This window comes from Streptomyces yamdrokensis (assembly GCF_053890455.1).
Genome location: NZ_CM132679.1, coordinates 1612856 through 1636475, shown reverse-complemented (window position 1 = coordinate 1636475; position 23620 = coordinate 1612856). Strand labels below are relative to the sequence as shown.

The following is a 23620-nucleotide window of genomic DNA, read 5'->3' as shown; positions in this document are numbered from 1 at the left end:
TCCCGGGCTCCGGATGGGCGGTCGAGCCCGGTGGTTCGGCCCCCGCGCCGGCCTTTGAGCCGTGCGGCCGGCCAGGGACCGGCCTCAGCCCCGCCCCAGCCCCGGTCCCGGCTTCCGGCTGGGCTGCCGGCCCCGGGGTGCGGCCGGATCCCGGAGCCCGCCGCACCGCCGGGGCCCGGCCCGGTGGCCGGGGCATGATCCGCCGGAGTGGCCCCGGGGCCAGTGGGCTAGAACCCGTGCCGTACTCCGCCGTCCACCGGGACCATGACGCCCGTGACGTAGGAGGCGGCCGGGGAGAGGAGGAAGGCCGCGGTGCGGCCGAATTCCGCCGGGGTGCCGTAGCGGCGCAGCGGGATGCGGGACTGGGCCGCCTGGCGGGTGGCCTCCGGGTCGGCGGAGAGGGAGTCGAGCTCACGGACGCGGTCCGTGTCGATGCGTCCCGGAAGCACGCCCACGACACGGATGCCGCGCGGGCCCAGCTCGTCCGCGAGGGACTTGGCGAAGCCGGCCAGCCCCGGGCGCAGCCCGTTGGAGATGGTCAGACCGGCCAGCGGCTCGTGCACCGAACCGGACAGCACGAAGCCGATGACACCGCCCTCGCCCAGCTCCGCCGCGGCGGCCCGGGCCAGCCGCACCGCACCCAGGAACACCGACTCGAACGCCGACCGCCACTGCTCGTCGGTGGTGTCGGCGACGAACCCGGGCGGAGGGCCGCCCACGCTGACGAGGATGCCGTCGAAACGGTGGAAGCGTTCCCGCGCGGTGTTGACCAGCCGTGCCGCCGCCTCGGGGTCGGCGTTGTCGACCGCCACGCCGACCGCGTCCAGTCCCAGACCGGCGGCCGCCTCGGCGACGCTCTTCTCCTCCCGTCCCGTGACGACCACCTTCGCGCCGTCGGCGACCAGCTCGCGCGCGGTGGCGTTGCCCAGCCCGCGGGTCGCTCCGGTGACGACGTACACCCGGTCCTTCAGCCCAAGATCCATGGCGCCTATTCTGCCTTCCGGCCGCCGAACAGCGTGAGAGCGGTGTTCACCAGGCCGATGTGACTGAACGCCTGCGGGAAGTTGCCCAGCAGCCTTCCGCCCGCCGGGTCGTACTCCTCCGCCAGCAGCCCCACGTCGTTGGCCAGCCCCATCAGCCGTTCGAACAGCTCGCGCGCCTCCTCGGTCCGGCCCGTCATGTGCAGGGCGTCCGCGAGCCAGAACGAGCACACCAGGAAGGTGCCCTCCACGCCGGGCAGACCGTCGACCCCGGCGCCGTCCGCGGTGTAGCGGCGGACGAATCCGTCCGGTCCCAGCTCCGCGCGGATCGCGTCGACGGTGCCGACCACCCGCGGATCGTCGGGCGGCAGAAAGCCCGTACGCGGCATCAGCAGCAGCGAGGCGTCGAGTTCCCGCGAGCCGTAGTACTGCGTGAAGGTGTTCCGCGCCGGGTCGTACCCCTTCTCACACACCTCACGGTGCACCTCGTCGCGCAGCGCGCGCCAGCTGTCGATGTCGCCCTCGAGGCCGGGATCCTCCTCCATGGCGCGCACGGAACGGTCGGCGGCCACCCACACCATCATCTTGGAGTGCACGAAGTGCCGCCGGCCGCCGCGCACCTCCCACAGCCCCTCGTCGGGCAGCCGCCACGCCGAGCAGAGGAAGTCCAGCAGTACCGCCTGCAGCGCCCACACGTCCGGCTTCGGGGACAGGCCCGAACGCCGGGCCAGTGCCAACGTGTCCACGACCTCCCCGTACACGTCCAGTTGGAGCTGGCCGACGGCGTCGTTACCGATCCGGACCGGGGTGGAGCCGCAGAAGCCGGACAGCCACGGCAGTTCGTACTCGGGCAGCCGTCGCTCGCCCGCCACCCCGTACATGATCTGAAGGTCCCCCGGATCGCCGGCCACCGCGCGCAGCAGCCAGTTGCGCCAGGCCTCCGCCTCCTCCTGGTACCCGGCCGCCAGCAGCGCGCTCAGGGTCATCGTGGAGTCGCGCAGCCAGCAGTAGCGGTAGTCCCAGTTGCGTACTCCGCCCAGCTCCTCCGGCAGGGAGGTGGTGGGCGCGGCGACGATCCCGCCGGTGGGCGAGTAGGTGAGGGCCTTGAGCGTGATCAGGGACCGTACGACCTCGTCCCGGTGCGGGCCGTCGTACCGGCAGTGGGACGCCCACGCGCGCCAGTCCTCGATGCTGTGCCGCAGCGAGGCGTACGGGTCGACCAGCGGCGGGCGCGGCTCGTGGGAGGGGTGCCAGGTGAGGACGAACGCGACCCGCTCGCCCGGCGCGACCGTGAACTCGGCGTACGTGGTGCGGTCCTCGCCCCAGCTGCGCACCTCGGGCTCCATGCGCAGCCACACCGAGTCCGGCCCGGCGACCGCCACCCGGTGGCCGTCCGTCCTGCGTATCCAGGGAACCACCGAGCCGTAGTCGAAGCGCAGCCGGAGTGTGCTGCGGACGGTCACCTCACCGCGTACGCCCTCCACGATGCGCACCAGGTCCGGGGAGCGGTCGCGCTGCGGCATCAGGTCCGTGACGCGCACCAGGCCCTCGTCGGTCTCCCACTCGGTGTCCAGGACGAGGGTGTCCCGGCGGTAGGCGCGGCGGGTGCAGCGCTCGGCGCCGACGGGAGCGATGCGCCAGTGACCGTTGTTCTCGTCGCCGAGCAGCCGGGCGAAGCAGGCGCCGGAGTCGAAGCGGGGCAGGCAGAGCCAGTCGACGGAGCCGTCCGCGCCCACCAGGGCAGCGGTCTGTTCGTCGCCGATGAGCGCGTAGTCCTCGATAGCGTGCACGAGGTGCGGATGCCCGGCCGCCGGGTGTGGCAATCAGGGGAGGAGCCGGGTGAGTGACGGGCTACACCGCCGCGGGTTCCGTGTCCTGCGTGTCCTCGGCGTCGCCCGCGGCGGCCGCCTCCTGCTCCGCCTTCTCCGCCCGCTCGCGGGCCTCGCGGCGGACCAGGACCACCCAGCCGACGGGGACGCCCGCGGCGAACAGCCACCACTGCCAGGCGTACGCCAGGTGCGGGCCGATCGCGTCGTGCTCGGGGGAGGGGACCGGCTGAGGGGTGTCGCCGCTCGGCCCGGGGTCGGTCAGGTCCACGTAGCCCCCGAGGACCTCCTTGCCGAGCCGGCCGGCCTCCAGCTCACTGTTGATCAGCATGATCTGCCGGTCCGGCAGGCCCTCGAGGTTCTTGATGCCGCTGTCCTCGGTCGTCTGGTCCTGCATCAGCCGCCCGGTGATGGTGAGCTCGCCCCCGGGCGGTGCGGGAACCTCCGGGAACGCGGTCTGGCTCGGACCGTCCGCGGGGATCCAGCCCCGGTTGACCAGCAGGACCTTGCCGTCCTCGAGGACGAAGGGGGTCAGGACGTGGTAGCCGACCTCCTCGTCCGCGTTGGTGCGGCGGCGCACGACGACCTCGTCGGCGGTGTCGAAGCTGCCCCTCGCCGTCACGCCGCGGTACAGGTCGGCGTCGCCGACCTTCGCTCCGGGCGCGGTCAGGGACTCGGCGGGTACCGGCTTCGCGGCCAGGGAGTCGGCGATCACCTGGTTCAGGGCCACCCGGCGCTCGTGACGGTGCAACTGCCAGAAGCCCAGCTCGACCATCGTCGGGATCAGCACGAGTGCCAGGAGAGTGAGGATCACCCACTGGCGGGACAACAGGAAGCGATACACCCCACGACCGTACAGCCAGGGCCGCGGGGTGCATTCAGGCGGGTACGTCCTCACACCCGGTCGACGATCCCCGCCCTTCCCTCCGCGCGGGCGCAGTGGGCACCGCAGTACCGGTGGCCCTCGGCCTCCACCCCCTGGCCGACGATCCGCACCCGGCAGTGCTCGCGGACCGGGGCCATGCGGTGGATCGCGCGGGAGAAGCAGTCGAAGACACGCATTCTCCTCTTCCATGGATGGAAAACTCCTGCGATTCCAGCACGTGATATGCGCCACCGCAGGTGAGTGACCTGACGAGTGGAATCCGAAGGGTTTCCCGTCGATAGGACTCGGCGGACGAGCCGGCTAACGCGCCACGCGGTAGCGGAGATAGACGAATCTCGAGCCGAAGGTGCGGGTCTCGACGAGTTCGAGATCCACCCGGCGCTCGCGTTCGGGAAAGAACGGAATGCCACCGCCGACCAGCACCGGGTAGACCATGGCCCGGTACTCGTCGATCAGACCCGACGCGGCCGCCTCGGCGGCGAGAGTCGCGCCGCCGATCGCGATGTCGCCCTCCGCCGGCTCGGCCCGCAACCGCTCGATCTCCTCCGCCAGGCCGCCGGAGGCCAGGCGTGCATGGCCCTGCACCGCCGACAAGGTGGTGGAGAACACCACCTTCGGGAGCGGCTTCCAGAGCGCGGTCCACTCGCGCATGGAGTCGTCGAGCGATGGATCCTGGTCGGCGGTCTCCCAGTACAGCATCGTCTCGTACAGCCGTCGCCCCAACAGGTGAACGCCGACCTCTCGAATCTCGTCGGTCCAGAAGCGAAAGACCTCCTCGTCGGGGGCCGTCCAGTCGAAGCCGCCGTCCGGCCCGACGATGTAGCCGTCCAGGGAGACGCTCATCGAATAGGTCACGCTGCGCATCAGAGGTCCTCCTCGGTAACGGGTTCGACAGTACGACCGCCGGACGCCGCAGGACTCATCGCGGCTCGCGGGATCCCCTGGGCCGAGTCACCCCACGGGATCATTTCGTTGAGAAAACCTCACCCGGTGACCCTCAGGCGGGTGCCTCTGCTCCGGCCGAGGACTTCGGAGTGACACCGGCCGCGATGTACGACGAGGTGACTGGAAGAGCATGGCAACACGTCGAGTAGGTCGGTCGCGGTAATCGAGGTCCCGTCTCGAATGATTCATGGACAGTAGGCCGCTGTGGGGAGGGAGTGGCAAAAGAAGAGTGACTTGAGAGACGGTTGTCCGAAGCTCCGGTCCGCACCGAGGCCCGGACGGACGAGATCCTTGAACCGATGGACTTGAAATGACGGCTGCGCCGACCAGGTGTCGTACCTGGCCGACGTGGCGCTGTCAGCTTGCGAGCGCCTTTCCGGCGGCTGACCATACTGCTTATGACACGTTGCGAAGTGTGCGGGAACGACTACGCGCTGGCGTTCACCGTGGAGACCCAGGACGGTGCTCGTCACGTCTTCGATTCGTTCGCCTGTGCGATCCACCGCATGGCCCCGATCTGCGAGCACTGCCGGGTGCAGATCATCGGTCAGGGTGTTGACGTCGACGGTCACTGGTACTGCGGCGCCCACTGCGCCCGCGCCGAGGGCAAGGCGGGCATTGTCGACAAGGTTGGATCACCGGCGTAGAAAGCGGCTCCTTCCCCGCGGAAGAGGCCGCTTCTCGTTTCAGGCGGTGTGGAACACCGGCTCGACCCGTGCGGGATCGAACCTGCCTCCCCGGCTCCCGGCCGGGCGAATGAGAGCCGCTCGGAGCACCTTCCGAACGACGATCCACTGACGTTCGATCGACAGGTTCTCCCGACCGTTCGCCAACAGCTCTTCCGTGATGGAACGAGTGCCGGCCTTCACTTTCTTGGCCTTCCGGAGGGCTTGGAGATCCGCAATCTCCTCTTCCACGCCCTTCAGTTCATCCTCATGCGCCCAGGCCCCGCGGGGTCGGTCCGCCCGTGGTCCCGCCGGCCGCTTCGCGCGTACGGAATCAGCCCTCCGAAGCGGGTTCGACGTCGCCCAGCAGCTGCCCGAAAGCCGCCTCGTCCACGACCGGGGTGCCGTACTGCCGGGCCTTGACCACCTTGGACGTGCCCGAGTCCGGATCGTTGGTGACCAGGAGGCTGGTCAGCCGGGAGATGCTGGTGGCGACGTGCAGCCCGGCCTCGGTCGCCCGGTCCTCCAGCAGGTCCCGCTCCACGGAGGTGTCGCCGGAGAAGGCGACCCGCATGCCCTGCTTGAGCGGCCTGCCCGGTGCGTACCGGCCCGGGTTGGGGTACGGGCACGCGGGCCGCTTGCGGGACGGGCGCCAGCCGGCGGGCCGGTAACCGCCGCCGTGGCCCGCCTGCTGCCCGAGGCGGGGCCGGTCCGTCCACTCCGTCAGCGGCAGGCACTCGAGCAGGGGCAGCCGCACACCGCGCGCCGCCGCGGTCCGCAGGCTGGGCCGGAACACCTCCGCCAGCACCCTCGCGTCGTCCAGCGCGTGGTGCGCGCGCCGCTGAACCACACCGAAGTGCGCGGCGAGCGACTCCAGTTTGTGGTTGGGCAGTGGCAGCGCGAGCTCCTTGGAGAGGGCGATCGTGCACAGCCGCTGCTTCACCGGCGCCTGCACGCGGGCGCGCGCGTACTCGCGGGCGATCATCTGCCAGTCGAAGACGGCGTTGTGCGCGACGAGCACCCGGCCCTCCAGCCGGGTGGCGAACTCCCCGGCGATGTCGGCGAACAGGGGCGCCCCTTCGAGTGACTCGCTCGTCAGACCGTGGATCCACACCGGCCCGGGGTCCCGCTCCGGATCGACCACCGTGTACCAGTGGTCCTCGACCTCGCCGCGCGCGTCCAGCTGGTAGACACCCGCCGAGATGATGCGGTCGTCCCGGGCGAGCCCCGTGGTCTCCACGTCGACGACCGCGTACCCCTGCGGATACGCGGCCGGCCACGTGCCGGGGGAGGACGCTTCGGTCGTGAGGTCTTCGAGCATGGTTCACGAGGATACGGGCCGCCGCCGACAGCTTTGTCCGCCAGGTGTCTGGCGGACGGAGCGGCCCACGCGCGGGCGCGCACGGGAGTTTCGGGTGGCGTCGGGGGCGCGACTCGGATGCGATGCTTCCGATGTGACAGAACCGGCGGAACCGACGCGCGGCGAGGGGCCCGAGGAGACACCCCGCGAGGCGCAAGGGGAAGCACACGGCGTCTCCACGGCCGTACGGCGCAACTGGCTGCGAGCGGCGGTCCTCGGAGCCAACGACGGCATCGTCTCCACCGCGGGCCTCGTCGTCGGCGTGGCCGGGGCGACCGATGACCGCGCGGCTCTGCTGACCGCCGGACTGGCCGGCCCGATCTCCGGTTCCACGTCGATGGCGGCGGGCGAGTACGTCGCCGTCTCCTCCCAGCGTGCCTCGGAGAAGGCCGCCCTCGCGAACGAACGACAGGAACTGAAGGAACGGCCCGAGGCCGGACTGGAGGAACTGACCCGACTGCTCCAGGAACGCGGCCTGTCACGGGAAGTGGCACAGGAGGCCGCCGTCCAGCTGACGGAACGCGACGCCCTGCGGGCGCACGCGGACATGGAGCACGGCATCGATCCCGACACGCTCGTCAACGCCAGGCACGCGGCCGGCGCGAGCTTCCTGGCGTTCACCTGGGAGTGCTGCTGCCGCTGCTTGCCATGGTGCTGCCGCCGGCCGGCCTTCGGCTCCCGGTCACGGTCGTCTCCACACTGGCCGCCCTCGTCCGCACGGGCTGGAGCAGCGCCCGCCTGGGCGGAGCGCCGCCGGGACGCATGACCCTGCGCAACACGGCGGGCGGCGCCCTTGCCATGGGCCTGACCTACCTGGCAGGGAGCCTGCTGGGGGCCACAGGGTTGTAGGGCCTGCCCGGCGGATCATGCCGGAGACGCGGGGCCGGCGCGCCCTCCCCCAAGCTCTTCGAGCAGGGGCCGCCCCCAGCGGTGTTGCCGTCGGTCACCTCCGACTCGATCCGCCGGACAGGCCCTGGCCGTGTCCCGCGGCGCGGCACGGGTGCCGGCGCCCGGACGGGCCTGCTCGGTGTCCGCGCCCGGAGCCGGTGGGGCGTCCCGGCGTCCGCCCCTCACCAGCGGATCGGCACCGGCAGCGCCGTAAGGAGGCCCGACACCGCCACCACCAGGGCCAGGACGTACGCCTCCGCCCGCGCGGGAGTACGGGCGCTCAACGGATCGGCCGCGCGGCCCAGCCGGATCCGGGCCCACAGGGCGAGGGCCGCGACCCCGGCCATCAGAATCACCTTGGCGAGCAGCACACGCCCGTACGCCGTGTCCGTCAGCTGCTCCAGGACCGTCCCCGGCGGCATCCGGCGCAGCGAGCTGCACACCCCGGTCGCCGTGATGGCGACGAGCAGAACGGCCGCCACGCGCGCGTACAGCCCCAGCAGTACGGCGCCCGCCGGCGAGCCCCGCCACGCGTGCATCGTGCGCAGCGCGTACAGCAGGCCGCCCACCCAGAGCGAGGCGCAGACCAGATGGATCAGCGTCAGCCCGGAGCCGATCAACGGGGTGTACTCGGTCTCGGGGTGCGCGCGCAGAGCCTCGGCGACGACGACCGCTGCCAGCGGCCAGACCTGCGTCCCCGGACGGCCGGATCCGGCGCACAGGGCCGCGGCGAGGAACGCGTTGACCTCCAGGAGGGCGAGCTTGCCCTCCCGCGAGCCGTACAGGCCGCCCACGTCGATGGCGGCGGGGCTGTCGGGCACCAGGTTCCCGGTGGCCACGACGGAGGCGAGCCCGAGGGCGGCCACGAACCCGACGGAGTTCGCGACGGTGGACCAGCCGTGCGGCACGGCCGGGGGAGCGCCGGGCACGGACCGCAGCAGCCGTTTCACGAACAGCTCGCCGACGGGTACGGCCAGCGCCGCGAAGAGCACCGTCCGCAGCAGGGCTATGCCGCCGGTGCCGGGCGCGGCGGCCTCACCGGTGCCGTGCAGGGCCGGGGACGGGCCGAGGAGCGGTATCAGCGCGGCCAGGGCCACCAGCACGACGACGGCGGCGGCCGGGCCGGTACCGGAACGCCGCGCACCCCTGTGCGCACCGGTCGCCCCGGGCCTGGGATTGGTCAGAGTCACCCCAGGATCTTCACAAGGGCTCACAGAACGGGCAAGCGTGGGGCGGAGGATGCGGGGCGCATTTCACGCAAAGGTCCTGTTCGGCGTCCAGTCGACTGCCCGTCACGCCCATCGAGCCGCGTCGGCACCCCACGGCCGGGGCGGACGGGTCCAGTCGCGGGGGCCGTCGGCGAACGACACCGGGGAGCGGGCGTACCGCAGCCTTCCCAGGGCACTGTCCGTCTCCGCGAGCCGGCCGTCGGCGGGCCCGTCCGCGGTCGGATCGGGGACGGAGGAACCTTCCGCGGCCGGTTCGCCGTCCGGCGCACGGGCGGGCGCGGCCCCCTCCAGCAGCCAGGCCGCCGTCCGCGCCAGCGCCAGTCGTACGAACCGGCTGCCGCCCTCGTCCTCCTGCTCGGTCAGTGCCCGCAGCACCGCCGCCGCCAGCAGATACCCGGTGCCGTGGTCGAGGGCCTGTGCCGGGAGCGCCCCCGGCCGTCCGGCCGAACCCTCGCTCACCGCGATCCCCGTAGCCGCCTGCACCAGACTGTCGAAGCCGCGCCGGCCGCCCCACGGCCCGTACGCACCCCACGCCGACAGTTCGGCCACGACCACGCCGGGCCGGCGCCCGGCCAGTGCCTCGGGGCTCAGTCCCAGGCGTTCCAGGGACCCCGGCCGGTACCCGGTGACCACCACGTCCGCCGCCGCGAGCAGTTCCTCGAACGTGTCCCGGCCGGCCGCCAGATCCAGCAGGGCCGAGCGTTTCCCGAACCCCGTGTCGGTGTGCTGGTCGGGGAGTTCGGGCAACCCCGGCGGGTCCAGGCGCAGCACGTCCGCGCCGAGCAGGGCGAGCGTGCGGGTGGCGACAGGGCCCGCGACGACCCGGGTCAGATCCAGTACCCGCAGCCCCGCCGCGGGCAGCAGCGGATCGCGGTCCACGGGGGTGAGCACCCGCGCGGGCGCGCAATCCAGCCGCCCGCGCTCCACCAGCGGCCGCCGCCCCACGGCCGCCGCCTGCTCGTGTGCCGCCCACTCGGCGGGCGTGCGCAGGGCGACGGCGAGACCCCCGGCGGCGTACACGGTCTCCTCGACCTCCGCGGCCGACCGCGCGGCGAGCGCCGCGGCCACCGCCTCCGGCTCGTCGGACGTACCCAGCGCGGCGAGCAGCCGGGCCCGGTGGTGCGGGTAGTTGGCGTGCGTGCGCACCCATCCGTCGGCCGTCCGCCAGAACCGCGACAGCGGAGCGAAGCCCACCAAAGCCCGCCCGCCGACCAGCAGATGCCGCTCACTGACGAACGCCGCCGCCACCGCCCCGTCGTCCACCCGCACAGCGGGCGTCCCGGGGAGTGCAAAACCACCGGGACGACGGGATCCCGCCCGCCGCGCACCCAGTTCGGCCGCGGCCAGCGCGCACGCTCCCACGCAGGCGTGCGCCAACCCCCGTACCGGCAGCCGAGCGGGGAGCACCTCGGGCCGTTCGACGGTCGTCACGCGCGTGAGCAGGGCCGGGTCTCCGCCCACCGAGGACCAGGCGGCCGCGAGGCCGGGGCCGGAGAGGGAACCGGGGGAGGGGCGGTCGGTGTCGGTCATGGGTGCACTATGCGGTATCGACAGCGTGGGGGCCGGGCACATGACGGCCCGGCCCCCACACTCACAGGTACGACAGGGTGACTAAAGCGTCACCGCGTCACCGCGTCACCGCGCGCAGCGCGTCGACGATGCCGGCGCCGTAGAAGCCGTTGACCCGGCTGCCGCCCTCGCACGTCGCGTCCTGCTCGCCGTCGCCGTCCTGGTCGTACGACTCCGGGCAGCCCGGATTGTTCGCCTGCGCCTTCAGCAGCGCCTGGAGCATGGCCGGGGTCGCCCACGGGTGCTTGGACTTCAGCAGCGCGGCGACACCGGCGACGTGCGGCGCGGCCATCGACGTGCCCTGCAGGAAGGCGTACCCGCCGTTCGGCATGGTGGACAGGATGCGGCCGTTCTTCGAGGGGGTGTCAGGCGTCTGGTAGCGCCCGTCGCCGCCCGGCGCGGCCACGTCGACGACACCCTTGCCGTACGTGGAGTAGTACGACTTGAGGTTCTGCACGCCCGTCGCGCTGACCGTGACCACGCCGGGGAGCTGGGTCGGCAGGTCGAGGCACTCGGACGGGTCGATGGTGCGCTCGACCGGGGTGGTGTCGTTGGGGCTGGAGGCGTCGTCGATCGCGTCCGAGGCCAGGTCGTGGTTGGAGTTGCCGGCCGACGCGACGTGCAGGGTGCCCTTGCGCTGGGCGTACTTCTGGGCCCGGTCGACCGCGTCGACGATCGCCCGCTGGTCCGGGTCGTCCACGCAGTTGTAGAGCCACGGGTCGACGTAGTAGCTGTTGTTCGTGATCTCCACGCCGTGGTCGGCGGCGAACACGAAGGCGCAGACGACGTTCTCCGGGTAGAACAGCCCGTTGTCCGGGTCGCTCACCTTGATGGACGCGACCTTGACGCCGGGCGCGACACCGGCGACGCCGACGCCGTTGCGGGCCGCGGCGATCTCACCGGCGACGTGGGTGCCGTGGTAGTCCCCGTCCGTGTACGGGCGCCAGGCGCCCTCGCTGGTGTCCGCCTTGCCGCCGACGCAGTTGGCCGACTGGGCGGCGGAGAAGTTCGGCTCGAGGTCGGGGTGGGAGTCGTCCACGCCGGTGTCGATCACGGCGACGGTCACCTTGCGGCTGCCCGGGTTGATCTGTGCGGCCTTGTCGGCGCCGATCGCGCGCAGGTCCCACTGGTCGGCCTCGAGCGGCTCGCTGCCGGGGGTCCGCTCGGAGACGGCCCGCGTCCTGGCGGCCTCCTCGGCCGTCACGTGGTCCGCCGCGCCCTCGTCCGTCGTCCCCGCGGGGACCAGCGGCGCGGTGCGGGTCGCACCGGCCGACTGCACCCCGCGCACGGTGCGCATCTCCTGGGCGAAGCCCGGGTTCGCCGAGTGGACGACGATCACACCGATCCGGTCGTACGTGACCACGACGGTTCCACCGGCCGCGGCGACCGCCCTCTCCACCGACGCGATCGTGCGGTGGTCCGTCCTGGTGTTGACGACGTACGCCAGACCGGGGGCGTCCGTCGCCCGCTCCGCCGCCTGCTCGTTCGCCCGTTGGGTTGCGGCCGATGCCGCCTGCGGAACCGCCGAGGCCGCCGCCGGCAGGAAGCCGAGCGAGACGGTCAGGGACAGCGCGACGGGCACGGCGAGGGCGAGCCGGCGTCTGGAACGCAGATGAGCCATGGGGTCTCCACATCATCCGGAAATAAAACCGGCCCGAGGCACAGGTGGTGCTCGGGCAGGTACATGACGGGTGGTGCAGTGCGAAGCTATCCCGGGCCGTAGTCGGCCAGCAACGTTCTGTCGGCCATGTCTTCGGAAAACGTACGCGCAAAAGAAGCACGGAGGGTTGAACCGGCCCTCGCGTGGCGCCGTGACGTTGTGCAGGGAGCGCGAGGACACTCGCCCCCGTTCCCGTCCGACCCGCACCCGCACCGCGAGGAGACTCCGTGGCCGCCGAAGCACCGCCCCCCTCAGCAGAGGAACACAAACTCCCCACGCCCGAGGAGTTCACCGAGGTGCAGGAGAGCGCTGAGTTCGGTGAACTGCGCCGCTCCTACCGCTCCTTCGCCTTCCCCGTGACCGTCGGCTTCATCGTCTGGTACCTGCTGTACGTGCTGCTGTCGAACTACGCGGGCGGTTTCATGGGCGCCAAGCTGTTCGGCAACATCAACGTCGCCTTCGTCTTCGGCGTCCTGCAGTTCGTCACCACGTTCCTCATCGCGTGGTGGTACTCCCGGCATGCCGCCACCCATCTCGACCCCAAGGCCGAGGCCATCAAGACGCGTATGGAGGGCGGCGCATGAGCCCCTCGATCACCACCGTCCAGCTCGCCGCGAACGAGGCGAGCGAGCACCGCCCGCTCATCATCACCCTGTTCGCGCTGTTCGTCCTCGCGACCCTCGGCATCACCGTGTGGGCGGGCCGCCAGACCAAGAGCGCCGCCGACTTCTATGCGGGCGGACGCCAGTTCAGCGCCTTCCAGAACGGGCTCGCGGTCTCCGGCGACTACATGTCGGCCGCGTCCTTCCTCGGCATCGCGGGCGCCATCGCCCTCTTCGGCTACGACGGCTTCCTCTACTCCATCGGGTTCCTGGTCGCCTGGCTGGTCGCCCTGCTCCTGGTCGCCGAGCCCCTGCGGAACTCCGGCCGCTACACCATGGGCGACGTCCTCGCCTACCGCATGCGCCAGCGCCCCGTGCGCACCGCCGCGGGCACCTCCACCATCGTCGTCTCGATCTTCTACCTGCTGGCCCAGATGGCGGGCGCCGGCGTGCTCGTCTCGCTGCTGCTCGGCATCACCTCCGACGCGGGCAAGATCCTCATCGTCGCCCTCGTCGGTCTCCTGATGATCGTGTACGTCTCCATCGGCGGCATGAAGGGCACCACCTGGGTGCAGATGGTCAAGGCCGTGCTGCTCATCGGCGGCACCATCCTGATCACCTTCCTGGTGCTGCTGAAGTTCAACTTCAACATCTCCGACCTGCTGGGCAGCGCCGCCGAGAACAGCGGCAAGGGCGACGCCTTCCTCGAGCCCGGCCTCCAGTACGGCGCTGACGGCACCACCAAGCTGGACTTCCTCTCGCTCGGCATCGCCCTGGTGCTCGGCACCGCCGGCCTGCCGCACATCCTGATCCGCTTCTACACGGTGCCCAACGCCAAGGCCGCCCGTAAGTCCGTGAACTGGGCCATCGGCATCATCGGCGGCTTCTACCTGATGACCATCGCCCTCGGCTTCGGCGCCGCCGCGCTGATCTCCCAGGACGAGATCATCGCCTCCAACCCGTCCGGCAACACGGCAGCCCCGCTGCTCGCCCTGCACCTGGGCGGTGTCGACTCGGCCTGGGGCGCGATCCTGCTCGCCACCATCTCGGCGGTCGCCTTCGCCACGATCCTCGCCGTGGTGGCGGGCCTCACCCTCGCCTCGTCGTCCTCCTTCGCGCACGACATCTACGCCAACGTCATCCGCAGGGGGGAGGCCACCGGCGCGGAGGAGGTCCGTGCGGCCCGCTGGGCGACCGTCCTCATCGGCGTCGTCTCCATCGGCCTGGGCGCCCTCGCCCGCGACCTGAACGTGGCCGGCCTGGTCGCGCTGGCCTTCGCGGTCGCCGCCTCCGCCAACCTACCGACGATCCTCTACAGCCTGTTCTGGAAGCGGTTCACCACCCAGGGCGCCCTGTGGTCGATCTACGGCGGTCTCATCGTCGCCGTCGGCCTGGTGCTGTTCTCGCCCGTCGTGTCGGGCGCCCCGACCGCGATGTTCCCCGATGTCGACTTCGCGTGGTTCCCGCTGAAGAACCCGGGCATCATCTCCATCCCGTTCGGTTTCCTGATGGGCTGGCTCGGCACCGTCCTGTCGAAGGAGGAGCCCGACGTCAAGAAGTTCGCGGAGCTGGAGGTCCGGTCACTGACCGGCACCGGCGCCCACTGACCGGCCCGACCGGGCCGATCGGCACCCCTTCCGGCCGCGTCGCAGGGACCCTTGGAGGTTCCTGCGACGCGGCCGTCGCGCATCTCGCCGCGTTTTGCCGTACGGGGGATACTGCGGCTTGTCGGTGGCGTCACGTAGGCTCGCGGATACGGAGCATGAGTGATCCGAGTAGAGGGAGGGGGCCCACGTGCTCATCGACACGTACGGCCGGGTGGCCACCGACCTGAGGGTGTCACTGACCGACCGGTGCAATCTGCGGTGCACCTACTGCATGCCCGAGGAGGGCCTGCAGTGGCTTGCCAAGCCCGACCTGCTGACGGACGACGAGATCGTCCGCCTCGTCGACGTCGCCGTCACCTCCCTCGGCGTCGAGGAGGTCCGCTTCACCGGCGGTGAGCCCCTGCTCCGCCCCGGCCTGGTCGGCATCGTCGAGCGTGTCGCCGCCCTGGAGTCCCGCCCCCAGATGTCCCTCACCACCAACGGCATCGGCCTCGGCCGCACGGCGGCGGCCCTGAAGCAGGCCGGTCTGGACCGGGTCAACGTCTCGCTGGACACGCTCCGCCCGGACGTCTTCAAGACCCTCACCCGCCGCAGCCGCCACCAGGACGTCCTCGACGGCCTGTACGCCGCCCGCGAGGCCGGCCTGACCCCGGTGAAGGTCAACTCGGTCCTGATGCCGGGGCTCAACGACGACGAGGCCCCCGACCTGCTCGCCTGGGCCGTGGAGCACGACTACGAGCTGCGCTTCATCGAGCAGATGCCCCTGGACGCCCAGCACGGCTGGAAGCGCGACGGCATGATCACCGCCGGCGACATCCTCACCTCCCTGCGCACCCGCTTCGAGCTGACCCCCGAGGGCGACGAGGCCCGGGGTTCGGCTCCGGCCGAGCGCTGGCTGGTCGACGGCGGCCCGCACCGCGTCGGCGTCATCGCCTCCGTCACCCGGCCCTTCTGCGCGGCCTGCGACCGCACCCGTCTCACCGCCGACGGACAGATACGCACGTGCCTGTTCGCCTCCGAGGAGACGGACCTGCGTGCCGCCCTGCGCTCCGACGCCCCCGACGAGGAGATCGCCCGGATCTGGAAGCTGGCCATGTGGGGCAAGAAGGCGGGCGCCGGCCTCGACGACCCGGCCTTCGTCCAGCCGGACCGCCCGATGTCGGCGATCGGCGGCTGAGGGAGCCGCGCGGGAAGCTCCGCGGAGCAGTCCTTGTCGGATTCCGGAGCCGCTTTTACACCCCTTCGGGCGTCTCCCACTCCTCGAAGCGCACGACGTCCTTCAGGAATCCGCGCACGCCGAGGAACTGCGACAGCTGCTCCCGGTGCTCCTCGCACGCGAGCCAGGTCTTGCGACGCTCCGGCGTGTGCAGCTTCGGGTTGTTCCAGGCGAGCACCCACACGGCGGCGGCGCGGCAGCCCTTCGCGGAACAGATCGGCGTCTCGGGATCAGGGTCCATCACACCGCCGACCCTAACCCGATCAGCGCGGTGCGACGTCTCACGGGAAAAGCCGCAAGCGGGGGAGAGGGCGCGAAAAAGGGGTGGGGAAGAGAGGGGAAAAGGCGACGCCGAGCAGCCACGGGGGGAGCTGCCCGGCGTCGGTCTGTCGCTCCGACGGGGGATGCGGAGCGCGTACGAAGTATGTCACGGGTCACCCTGCACCCGGCACCGGAACAACGTGATTGATCTGAGCTTTTCCTGAGCTTGGCGGGTTAACGTCTTCCGCTTACGGCCGGCCATGGTCATGTTCCGAAGGCCGTGACGGCTCAGGCCGCTCCGTTCGTACGCCGGGGGCGGGCTCGGGCGCCACATCTTCCGTCCCGGCTTCCGCCGCGCCGCCATTCGTCCGTGACGATGTGATCATCGGCCGCGCCTGCGGCGTCAGGTAGGCAGACGGCAACGACGGCGAGTTCTCGCGCCCGGCGTTGGCGATCACCACCGCGACGTACGGCAGCAGCATGCCGAGAACCAGCGCCACGATCGCGACGTGCCGTTCCACGTTCCAGAGCGTGGCCGCGAGAATGACCGAGATCGTACGAACGATCATCGAGATCACGTACCGGCGCTGCCGCCCACGCACATCCTCCTGGAGCCCCGTCCTGGCTCCGGTGATCCGGAACACCTGGACGCTGCCGCCATGCTGCTTCCGCATCGCATTCCACCATCCGCCCGAATCGGACCATCCCCGCCTCCGGCCGTCCTGCGGCCGGCCGGAATCCCGGGCCCGTACGCCACCACGGTACGCCGCGTCCCCGCCGCCCACGAAACCGGGGCGCCCCGGTCCGCACTCCGGTATGTCCGTCCGGCCTGCGCCGCCGCGCGTACGGCCCGGCCGACATGCGGCGTAACGGATCCGGGTCGACACTGGCCGTAATGTCCGTGTCAATGCCTATCAGGAGGAAGTCATGGGCTGGTTGTGGGCGATCATCGTGGGGTTCGTGCTCGGTCTGATCGCGAAGGCGATCATCCCGGGGAAGCAGCACAGCCCGCTGTGGCTGACCACCATCTGCGGCATCCTCGGCGCCATCGCGGGCAACGCCATCGCGCGGGGCTTCGGTATCGGGGAGACACCGGGCATCGACTGGGGCCGGCACATCTTCCAACTGGCGGCGGCGGTCGTCATCGTGTTCGTCGTCGACATGCTGTACATGCAGATGCGGGGCAAGCGCGCGCGGCGGACCTGACCGACGCGCGCCGGTCGCGCGGGCACGCCGCGCGCGTCCGGTGCGGCACACCGGACGTTCACGCGACGCGCCCGTGCGGCGGGTACGGGCTCAGGTGGTTGTGACCTCCACCGCCGCCAGGTTCTTCTTGCCCCGGCGCAGCACCAGCCAGCGGCCGTGCAGCAGGTCCTCCTTCGCGGGGACGGCGTCCTCGGCGGTGACCTTCACGTTGTTCACGTAGGCACCGCCCTCCTTCACCGTGCGCCGCGCGGCCGACTTGCTGGGCGCCAGACCGACCTCCGCGAACAGGTCCACGACCGGACCGAGCTCGGCGGCCCGCACGTGCGGCACCTCCGAGAGGGCCGCCGCCAGCGTCCGCTCGTCCAGCTCCGCCAGCTCGCCCTGGCCGAACAGTGCCTTCGACGCGGCGATCACGGCGGCCGTCTGGCCGGCGCCGTGCACCAGTGTCGTCAGCTCCTCCGCCAGGGCGCGCTGCGCGGCGCGCGCCTGCGGACGCTCCGCCGTCTGCGCCTCCAGCGCCTCCAGCTCCTCGCGGGACCTGAAGGACAGAATGCGCATGTAGGTCGAGATGTCCCGGTCGTCGACGTTCAGCCAGAACTGGTAGAACGCGTACGGCGTGGTCATCTCCGGGTCGAGCCAGACGGCCCCGCCCTCGGTCTTGCCGAACTTGGTGCCGTCCGCCTTCGTCATCAGCGGCGTCGCCAGCGCGTGCACCGCGGCATGCGGCTCCAGTCGGTGGATCAGGTCGAGTCCGGCCGTGAGGTTGCCCCACTGGTCGCTGCCGCCCTGCTGGAGCGTGCAGCCGTGGCGCCGGTACAGCTGGAGGAAGTCCATGCCCTGCAGGAGCTGGTAGCTGAACTCCGTGTAACTGATGCCCTCGGAGGACTCCAGCCGCCGCGCGACGGAGTCCTTCGTCAGCATCTTGTTGACGCGGAAGTGCTTGCCGATGTCCCGCAGGAACTCGATCGCGGACAGGTTCTGCGTCCAGTCGAGGTTGTTGACCATCACCGCCGCGTTCTCGCCCTCGAAGGACAGGAACGGCTCGATCTGGCCACGCAGCCGGTCCACCCAGCCGGAGACCGTCTCCGGGTCGTTCAGCGTGCGCTCCGCCGTCGGGCGGGGGTCGCCGATCAGGCCCGTGGCGCCGCCGACCAGCGCCAGCGGGCGGTGCCCGGCCTGCTGGAGCCGGCGCACCGTGAGCACCTGCACCAGATGTCCGACGTGCAGTGACGGCGCGGTCGGGTCGAAGCCGCAATAGAACGTGACAGGACCGTCCGCGAGCGCCTTGCGCAAGGCGTCCTCGTCGGTGGACAGGGCGAACAGCCCGCGCCACTTCAGCTCGTCGACGATGTCCGTCACGGTTCTCGCGTCTCCTCGGTGCTGCTTCGGTTTCCGAACGCCTACGAGGTTATACGCCCCGGCTGACGGAACTCATGTTGAATTCGGGGACCCGCAGCGCGGGCATCGCGGCCCTGGTGAACCAGTCGCCCCACTCCCTGGGCAGCGTCTTCTCCGTACGCCCCGCCTCCGTGGCCCGGCCCAGCAGGTCCACCGGCGACTCGTTGAACCGGAAGTTGTTGACCTCGCCGACGACCTCGCCGTTCTCGACGAGGTAGACACCGTCCCGGGTCAGCCCGGTGAGCAGCAGGGTCGCAGGGTCCACCTCGCGGATGTACCACAGACAGGTCAGCAGCAGACAGGGTCCACGATGATCCGTGGCCGCGACCATCTCCTCCAGGGAGCGCTCGCCGCCGCCGTCCAGGATCAGGTTGTCGATCGCCGGCGCCACCGGCAGCCCGCTGAGACCCGCGCTGTGCCTGCTGGTGGTCAGCCGGTGCAGCACGCCGTCGCGCACCCAGTCGGTGGCGCTCAGCGGCAGCCCGTTGTCGAACACGGACCGGTCGCCCCCGGAGGAGTGCGCGATCACGAACGGGGCCGACTCCAGACCCGGCTCGCCGGGGTCGCTGCGCAGGCTCAGCGGCAGCCCGGCCAGCCGTTCGCCGGCCCGGGTGCCCCCGCCCGGCTTGGAGAACACCGTGCGGCCCTCGGCCGCGTCCCGGCCGGAGGACGACCACAGCTGGTAGATCAGCAGGTCCGCGACGGCGGTCGGCGGCAGCAGCGTCTCGTACCGGCCGGCGGGCAGCTCGAGCCGCCGCTCGGCCCAGCCCAGCCGCACCGCCAGCTCGGCGTCGAGCGCCGCCGGGTCCACGTCCTTGAAGTCCCGCGTGGAGCGGCCCGCCCACGCCGAGCGGGTGCGGTCCGGAGACTTGGCGTTGAGCTCCAGCGTCCCGCCCGGCTGGTCGTGCCGCAGCCGCAGTCCCGTGGACGTGCCGAGATAGCTGGACACCACCTCGTGGTTGGCGAAGCCGTACAACTCCCGCCCGCCCGCCCGCGCGCGTGCGAACGCCTCCCCGAGCGCCGGCGCGAAGTCGGTGAACACGGCGGACGACGTCTGTGCGGGCGCCTCGGTGAACTCGGGGGACTCGGCCACGCCCGTGACCAGCGGCTGGGCGTCCTCGGCGGGACCGGCACCCCGCGCGGCGGCCTCGGCGGCCCGCACCAGGGGCTCCAGTTCGTCGACCGTCACCGCGGACCGGGACACCACGCCGGACGCGGTGCCCTCCCGGCCGTCCACGGTGGCGATGACGGTGAGCGTGCGCCCGCGCGTGACACCGTTCGTGGTGAGCGAGTTGCCCGCCCAGCGCAGATTGGAGCTCGACTGCTCGTCGGCGATCACGACACAGCCGTCGGCCCGGGACAGGGCGAGAGCACGCTCGACGATCTCATGCGGCTTGCTGGTACGCGCGCTCATCGACCCGCCTCCTGCGTGGTGTTCAGGCTGTGCTGTCCCGGGGGACGACCCCTGGACCCCCGGCCGAGTGCGGCACTGCCCCTCATCGACCCGCCTCCTGCGTGGTGTTCAGAATGTTGACGCCCTTGAAGAGCGCGGACGGGCAGCCGTGCGAGACCGCCGCGATCTGTCCCGGCTGGGCCTTGCCGCAGTTGAAGGCGCCCCCGAGGACATAGGTCTGCGGGCCGCCGACCGCCGCCATGGAGCCCCAGAAGTCGGTGGTCGTGGCCTGGTAGGCGACGTCCCGCAGCTGCCCCGCCAGCCGCCCGTTCTCGATCCGGTGGAAACGCTGCCCGGTGAACTGGAAGTTGTACCGCTGCATGTCGATGCTCCACGACCGGTCGCCGACGACGTAGATGCCCCGGTCCACACCCCCGATCAGATCCTCGGTCGACATCCCGGCCGGATCCGGCCGCAGCGACACATTGGCCATGCGCTGCACCGGCACATGCCCGGGGGAGTCAGCGAACGCGCACCCGTTGGACCGCTCGAACCCGGTCAGCCTCGCGATCCGCCGGTCCAGCTGGTAGCCGACCAGCGTGCCGTCCTTCACCAGGTCCCAGGACTGCGCCTCGACGCCCTCGTCGTCGTACCCGACGGTCGCCAGACCGTGCTCGGCGGTGCGGTCGCCGGTGACGTTCATCAGCTCGGAGCCGTAGCGCAGCGTGCCGAGCCGGTCGAAGGTGGCGAAGGAGGTGCCGGCGTAGGCGGCCTCGTAGCCGAGGGCCCGGTCCAGCTCGGTGGCGTGCCCGACGGACTCGTGGATGGTCAGCCACAGGTTGGACGGGTCCACGACCAGGTCGTACAGGCCCGGCTCGACGCTCGGCGCGCGCATCTTCTCGGCCAGCAGCCCGGGAAGACGCTCCAGCTCGTCGTCCCAGTCCCAGCCGGTGCCCGTCAGGTACTCCCAACCGCGCCCGGCGGGCGGCGCGAGGGTGCGCATGGAGTCGAACTCACCGCTCGACTCGTCGACGGACACGGCCGTGAGCACGGGGTGGAGCCGTACCCGCTGCTGCGTGGTGACGGTCCCCGCGGTGTCGGCGTAGAACTTGTTCTCGTGCACGGTGAGCAGTGAGGCGTCCACGTGGTCCACCCCGCGCGCCGCCAGCAGCCGCGCGCTCCACTCGGCCAGCAGCCCGGCCTTCTCCGCGTCGGGTACCTCGAAGGGGTCGATGCCGTACGACGACACCCAGGTCCGCTCGGCATGCACCGGCTCGTCCGCGAGCTCGACCCGCTCCTTCGACCCCGCCGCCCTGATCACCTGGGCGGACAGTTTCGCCATCGCCACGGCCTGCGAGGCGACCTTGGCGGCTGCGTCCGGGGTGAGATCCACGCCGGACGCGAAACCCCACGTCCCGCCGTGCACCACGCGCACCGCGTACCCCAGGTCGGTGGTGTCCGACGACCCGGCCGGCTTGGCGTCCCGCAGCCGCCAGGACGCGTCACGCACCCGCTCCAGGCGGAAGTCCGCGTGCTCGGCCCCCAGCGACCGCGCCCGCGCGAGAGCGGCGTCGGCGAGGGGGCGTAGGGGGAGCGCCAGAAACGACTGATCGACTTCATGGGGCACGGTTGGAGAGATCCCTTCGGGCGCTTGCCTGTGGTGACCGTCGGAGGCAGTGAACCATGTCTCGCTCCCCGGGCTCCTCCGGAAAGGCCGGTGGCGCAGATCAGCGGGCGGGTACGGGGACAACTCCCGTACCCGCCCGCTGATGCCACGTACGACGAGAACTCAGCCGTCCGAAGACGCGTCGGCCGCGAGTGCCGCGAACGCCGCCCAGGCGGTCGGCGTGACGACGAGGGGGCGGATGCGCTTGTCCTTGGAGTCGCGGATGCGGACGGCCTCGGGGCGCACGGCGACCTCGACGCAGTTGTCGCCCTCGCTGCCGCTGTAGCTGCTCTTGAACCAGTGCGGCTCATCGATAGTGCTCATAGCGCTCCTCGCATCTGTTCCAGCAGCTTCACGGTAGCCCGGCAATCCAAGGCCTGTGAACGCAGCTTGCCATAGCGCTGGAGCAGGACGCTGACGTCTTTGGGCGCAGAGATCAACGTGCTTGACCGCTGTCCCTCGGTGTACCCGACCCACTGATGAGAAGGAGTCTCGGCCAGGTACATCTGACCGTCGATGCCGCAATGATCCTCTTGGAGGCCGGGCATGACCTGGATCTCGACATTGCGCCGGGTGCCCACCTCAAGAAGGTGGTCGATGACCTGCCTGGTGACATCGCATCCTCCCATGCGCCGTACCAGGACGCTCTGCTCAATGACGAAGCTGAAGGCGGTGTTCTGCCTGGTGGAGATGAGCTGCTGGCGGTCGAGCCGAGCCGCGACCTCGCGTTCGATCTGCTCCTCGGATACAGGCGGCAACCGCCGATCGAACACCGCCCGGATGTAACCTTCGGGCTGCAACAACCCTGGAACCGCCCGGCACTCGTACGCGTAGAGCGAGATCGCCTCCTCCTCGATCCCTGCCCACTGCCGGAACCACGACGCCAGCCCCGCCCTCCTCGTCAGGCTCATCGCCGCCGCCGTGAGGACCTTGAGCGCGACCGGCCCCAGTACCTCCTCCGCCCGCGTGGGCAGGTCCGCCGGCGGGAACCGCTTCCCCTGCTCGATCTTGGCGACGTACGCCGCCGAGTACCGCACCTGCCGCGCGAACTCCTCCTGGGTCAGGCCGGATTCCTCGCGCAGCGCCTTGAGGACCGCGCCGAAAGTCTTGAGACTGTCGGAGAGTTCCGCTTCCGTACCGTTCGTGCCGCCGCCTCCGCCGTGGTCCGTCCTCATCGCCGCGTGCCTCCCGTGTCCGTGCTTTCACGCCTCGCTCAACCCCGCCCGACCCACCCGGAGTCACGGGGAGTGACCCACCCAGTCCAGAGTGTGCACCGATACAGCCACGCCTGTATGGGTGTCGTCCCTGTTGGGGGCCGGGAGGGGTCGGAACGCTGGGCGCATGCCAGCACCACGGGCCCAAGAGGCCGTAACCGTAAGTGTGTTCGCCCAGCGGTTCTCCGCCACGCGCCGCGGCGCGCGTCTCGCCCGCAGACTTGCCACGCACCGGCTCGACCTGTGGGACCTGCCCTACGGCAGCCCGGCCTCCGACACCGTCGCCCTCGTCGTGGCCGAACTCGCCGCCAACGCGGTCCTCCACGGCCGCGTCCCCGGGCGCAACTTCGAGCTGCGGCTCGCGTACGACCGGACCGCGGGACTCGTCCGCGTCGAGGTGTCCGACACCCATCCGGGGCATCCGGAACTCACCGAGCCGACGGGCCGGCCCGCCGCGGACGCCGACGGCGGAAGAGGCCTGTTCCTCGTGGAAGCCGTCGCCGACCGCTGGGGCGTGGCCGGGCGGACGGGGCCGGGCAAGACCGTGTGGGCGGAGTGTGCGGTCCGCGTCCCGGACGGCCCGCGTCCCGTTCGGCCGTAGTTGACGATCATCTTCCGCAACGACCCGCTGTGTCCGCTGAGTTGTGATTTCGGCCAGTGTCAGTAGGGGCGGGTACGCTTATCGACCTGCTCGAGTTGACGGTCAGCTCTGCGACGGGCGAAGGCTTGTGGAGGCGTACGTGGTCGGACGCGAGATCGCTGCGGCGGACCATCCGAGCAAGGAGGTCAGGGCGGTCCTCAAGCGGCTCGTCGCCGACGGGTGGACGCTCGCGTCGGAGGCTCACTGGGGCACGCTGTACTGCCCGTGCCCGGACCACTGCACGGTGATCCGTGTGGGGGGCACGCCGAAGAATCCCGGCCAGGAGGCCCGTCGAATAGCCCGCAAGGCGAAGTGGTGCCCGCTGCCCCCGGACGACCCGCGTGCGGCCCTCCGGGGTGGCGTTGTCAATTGACAACACCGCCGGGCTCGGCGAAGCTTGCGCCAGGGG

24 protein-coding genes and 1 pseudogene are annotated in these 23620 nt (G+C 71.3%); 8 read left to right on the top strand and 17 right to left on the bottom strand.

Annotated elements, in window-relative coordinates; genetic code table 11:
* Positions 1-227 precede the first annotated feature (227 nt).
* The 5 genes from ACWZEH_RS06705 to ACWZEH_RS06685 form a co-directional block, all read right to left on the bottom strand.
* Entirely contained in the window at positions 228-983 is a 756-nt protein-coding gene (locus tag ACWZEH_RS06705; protein ID WP_456196495.1) for an SDR family oxidoreductase, read from the bottom strand.
* Between the two features lie 5 nt (positions 984-988).
* A complete protein-coding gene (locus ACWZEH_RS06700; RefSeq protein WP_456196493.1) occupies positions 989-2770 on the bottom strand; it encodes a glycoside hydrolase family 15 protein in 1782 nt (593 codons plus the stop codon).
* Between the two features lie 61 nt (positions 2771-2831).
* Positions 2832-3650, bottom strand: coding sequence for an SURF1 family cytochrome oxidase biogenesis protein (locus ACWZEH_RS06695; protein WP_456196491.1), 819 nt, complete (start codon positions 3648-3650; stop codon positions 2832-2834).
* A gap of 50 nt (positions 3651-3700) precedes the next feature.
* Positions 3701-3868 (bottom strand): hypothetical protein, encoded by a 168-nt coding sequence (locus ACWZEH_RS06690; protein WP_456196489.1) that lies wholly within the window; start codon positions 3866-3868, stop codon positions 3701-3703.
* A gap of 124 nt (positions 3869-3992) precedes the next feature.
* A complete protein-coding gene (locus ACWZEH_RS06685) occupies positions 3993-4556 on the bottom strand; it encodes a dihydrofolate reductase family protein (protein WP_456196487.1) in 564 nt (187 codons plus the stop codon).
* Positions 4557-5035: 479 nt separating this feature from the next.
* Here ACWZEH_RS06685 and ACWZEH_RS06680 point away from each other — a divergent pair, with 479 nt between their 5' ends.
* A complete protein-coding gene (locus ACWZEH_RS06680; RefSeq protein ID WP_456196485.1) occupies positions 5036-5284 on the top strand; it encodes a hypothetical protein in 249 nt (82 codons plus the stop codon).
* A 39-nt stretch (positions 5285-5323) separates the two neighbouring features.
* Here the strand turns inward: ACWZEH_RS06680 and ACWZEH_RS06675 are convergent, their stop codons facing one another.
* Together ACWZEH_RS06675 and ACWZEH_RS06670 are read right to left on the bottom strand one after the other, a co-directional pair.
* Complete coding sequence (locus ACWZEH_RS06675) at positions 5324-5554, bottom strand: hypothetical protein (protein ID WP_456196484.1); 231 nt, start codon at positions 5552-5554, stop codon at positions 5324-5326.
* 82 nt (positions 5555-5636) lie between these two features.
* Positions 5637-6623 (bottom strand): DEDDh family exonuclease, encoded by a 987-nt coding sequence (locus ACWZEH_RS06670; protein ID WP_456196482.1) that lies wholly within the window; start codon positions 6621-6623, stop codon positions 5637-5639.
* A 238-nt stretch (positions 6624-6861) separates the two neighbouring features.
* Between ACWZEH_RS06670 and ACWZEH_RS06665 the strand changes: the two are divergent.
* Positions 6862-7511, top strand: a pseudogene (locus tag ACWZEH_RS06665) (VIT1/CCC1 transporter family protein).
* Between the two features lie 221 nt (positions 7512-7732).
* Here ACWZEH_RS06665 and ACWZEH_RS06660 read toward each other — a convergent pair.
* The 3 genes from ACWZEH_RS06660 to ACWZEH_RS06650 form a co-directional block, all read right to left on the bottom strand.
* Complete coding sequence (locus ACWZEH_RS06660) at positions 7733-8740, bottom strand: CopD family protein (protein WP_456196480.1); 1008 nt, start codon at positions 8738-8740, stop codon at positions 7733-7735.
* Between the two features lie 102 nt (positions 8741-8842).
* Positions 8843-10309 (bottom strand): CoA transferase, encoded by a 1467-nt coding sequence (locus tag ACWZEH_RS06655; protein WP_456196478.1) that lies wholly within the window; start codon positions 10307-10309, stop codon positions 8843-8845.
* 97 nt (positions 10310-10406) lie between these two features.
* On the bottom strand, positions 10407-11969 hold the full coding sequence (locus ACWZEH_RS06650) for a S8 family peptidase (protein WP_456196476.1): 1563 nt from the start codon (positions 11967-11969) through the stop codon (positions 10407-10409).
* A gap of 266 nt (positions 11970-12235) precedes the next feature.
* Here ACWZEH_RS06650 and ACWZEH_RS06645 point away from each other — a divergent pair, with 266 nt between their 5' ends.
* The 3 genes from ACWZEH_RS06645 (at position 12236) to moaA (ending at position 15394) form a co-directional block, all read left to right on the top strand.
* Positions 12236-12592, top strand: coding sequence for a DUF485 domain-containing protein (locus tag ACWZEH_RS06645; protein ID WP_456196474.1), 357 nt, complete (start codon positions 12236-12238; stop codon positions 12590-12592).
* Complete coding sequence (locus ACWZEH_RS06640) at positions 12589-14217, top strand: solute symporter family protein (protein ID WP_456196472.1); 1629 nt, start codon at positions 12589-12591, stop codon at positions 14215-14217. Before ACWZEH_RS06645 ends, ACWZEH_RS06640 begins: the two co-directional genes overlap by 4 nt.
* A 187-nt stretch (positions 14218-14404) precedes the next feature.
* On the top strand, positions 14405-15394 hold the full coding sequence (gene moaA, locus ACWZEH_RS06635) for a GTP 3',8-cyclase MoaA (RefSeq protein WP_456196470.1): 990 nt from the start codon (positions 14405-14407) through the stop codon (positions 15392-15394).
* 55 nt (positions 15395-15449) lie between these two features.
* Here moaA and ACWZEH_RS06630 read toward each other — a convergent pair whose 3' ends face one another.
* On the bottom strand, positions 15450-15674 hold the full coding sequence (locus ACWZEH_RS06630) for a hypothetical protein (RefSeq protein WP_257850272.1): 225 nt from the start codon (positions 15672-15674) through the stop codon (positions 15450-15452).
* 268 nt (positions 15675-15942) lie between these two features.
* The gene (locus ACWZEH_RS06625) at positions 15943-16368 is read right to left on the bottom strand and encodes a DUF3099 domain-containing protein (RefSeq protein WP_456196468.1); all 426 of its coding nucleotides are present in this window, start codon (positions 16366-16368) and stop codon (positions 15943-15945) included.
* A gap of 253 nt (positions 16369-16621) precedes the next feature.
* Between ACWZEH_RS06625 and ACWZEH_RS06620 the strand changes: the two genes are divergently transcribed.
* On the top strand, positions 16622-16900 hold the full coding sequence (locus tag ACWZEH_RS06620) for a GlsB/YeaQ/YmgE family stress response membrane protein (protein ID WP_456196466.1): 279 nt from the start codon (positions 16622-16624) through the stop codon (positions 16898-16900).
* Positions 16901-16990: 90 nt separating this feature from the next.
* On the opposite strand, the gene tyrS is transcribed toward ACWZEH_RS06620, so the two are convergent.
* The 5 genes from tyrS to ACWZEH_RS06595 form a co-directional block, all read right to left on the bottom strand.
* Positions 16991-18259 carry a tyrosine--tRNA ligase gene (tyrS, locus tag ACWZEH_RS06615; RefSeq protein WP_456196463.1) on the bottom strand — a complete coding sequence of 423 codons (1269 nt, stop codon included), beginning with the start codon at positions 18257-18259 and terminating at the stop codon, positions 16991-16993.
* Positions 18260-18308: 49 nt separating this feature from the next.
* The gene (locus tag ACWZEH_RS06610) at positions 18309-19712 is read right to left on the bottom strand and encodes a metallopeptidase TldD-related protein (RefSeq protein ID WP_456196462.1); all 1404 of its coding nucleotides are present in this window, start codon (positions 19710-19712) and stop codon (positions 18309-18311) included.
* Between the two features lie 82 nt (positions 19713-19794).
* Complete coding sequence (locus tag ACWZEH_RS06605; protein ID WP_456196460.1) at positions 19795-21318, bottom strand: TldD/PmbA family protein; 1524 nt, start codon at positions 21316-21318, stop codon at positions 19795-19797.
* A gap of 162 nt (positions 21319-21480) precedes the next feature.
* Complete coding sequence (locus tag ACWZEH_RS06600) at positions 21481-21681, bottom strand: DUF397 domain-containing protein (protein ID WP_456196458.1); 201 nt, start codon at positions 21679-21681, stop codon at positions 21481-21483.
* The gene (locus ACWZEH_RS06595; RefSeq protein WP_456196456.1) at positions 21678-22532 is read right to left on the bottom strand and encodes a helix-turn-helix domain-containing protein; all 855 of its coding nucleotides are present in this window, start codon (positions 22530-22532) and stop codon (positions 21678-21680) included. The genes ACWZEH_RS06600 and ACWZEH_RS06595 overlap by 4 nt, the downstream gene beginning before the upstream one ends.
* 166 nt (positions 22533-22698) lie before the next feature.
* On the opposite strand from ACWZEH_RS06595, the gene ACWZEH_RS06590 reads away from it, so the two are divergent.
* On the top strand, positions 22699-23172 hold the full coding sequence (locus ACWZEH_RS06590) for an ATP-binding protein (RefSeq protein ID WP_456196454.1): 474 nt from the start codon (positions 22699-22701) through the stop codon (positions 23170-23172).
* A 139-nt stretch (positions 23173-23311) separates the two neighbouring features.
* A complete protein-coding gene (locus tag ACWZEH_RS06585; protein ID WP_456196453.1) occupies positions 23312-23584 on the top strand; it encodes a hypothetical protein in 273 nt (90 codons plus the stop codon).
* Positions 23585-23620: the final 36 nt, after the last annotated feature.

Bases quoted from the DNA above. Each gene is read 5' to 3' on its own strand.
- ACWZEH_RS06705 (WP_456196495.1), bottom strand. From the start codon at position 983: ATGGATCTTGGGCTGAAGGACCGGGTGTACGTCGTCACCGGAGCGACC.
- ACWZEH_RS06690 (WP_456196489.1), bottom strand. From the start codon at position 3,868: ATGCGTGTCTTCGACTGCTTCTCCCGCGCGATCCACCGCATGGCCCCG.
- ACWZEH_RS06685 (WP_456196487.1), bottom strand. From the start codon at position 4,556: ATGCGCAGCGTGACCTATTCGATGAGCGTCTCCCTGGACGGCTACATC.
- ACWZEH_RS06680 (WP_456196485.1), top strand. From the start codon at position 5,036: ATGACACGTTGCGAAGTGTGCGGGAACGACTACGCGCTGGCGTTCACC.
- ACWZEH_RS06670 (WP_456196482.1), bottom strand. From the start codon at position 6,623: ATGCTCGAAGACCTCACGACCGAAGCGTCCTCCCCCGGCACGTGGCCG.
- ACWZEH_RS06655 (WP_456196478.1), bottom strand. From the start codon at position 10,309: ATGACCGACACCGACCGCCCCTCCCCCGGTTCCCTCTCCGGCCCCGGC.
- ACWZEH_RS06650 (WP_456196476.1), bottom strand. From the start codon at position 11,969: ATGGCTCATCTGCGTTCCAGACGCCGGCTCGCCCTCGCCGTGCCCGTC.
- ACWZEH_RS06640 (WP_456196472.1), top strand. From the start codon at position 12,589: ATGAGCCCCTCGATCACCACCGTCCAGCTCGCCGCGAACGAGGCGAGC.
- ACWZEH_RS06630 (WP_257850272.1), bottom strand. From the start codon at position 15,674: ATGGACCCTGATCCCGAGACGCCGATCTGTTCCGCGAAGGGCTGCCGC.
- ACWZEH_RS06625 (WP_456196468.1), bottom strand. From the start codon at position 16,368: ATGCGGAAGCAGCATGGCGGCAGCGTCCAGGTGTTCCGGATCACCGGA.
- ACWZEH_RS06620 (WP_456196466.1), top strand. From the start codon at position 16,622: ATGGGCTGGTTGTGGGCGATCATCGTGGGGTTCGTGCTCGGTCTGATC.
- ACWZEH_RS06610 (WP_456196462.1), bottom strand. From the start codon at position 19,712: ATGAGCGCGCGTACCAGCAAGCCGCATGAGATCGTCGAGCGTGCTCTC.
- ACWZEH_RS06600 (WP_456196458.1), bottom strand. From the start codon at position 21,681: ATGAGCACTATCGATGAGCCGCACTGGTTCAAGAGCAGCTACAGCGGC.
- ACWZEH_RS06595 (WP_456196456.1), bottom strand. From the start codon at position 22,532: ATGAGGACGGACCACGGCGGAGGCGGCGGCACGAACGGTACGGAAGCG.
- ACWZEH_RS06590 (WP_456196454.1), top strand. From the start codon at position 22,699: ATGCCAGCACCACGGGCCCAAGAGGCCGTAACCGTAAGTGTGTTCGCC.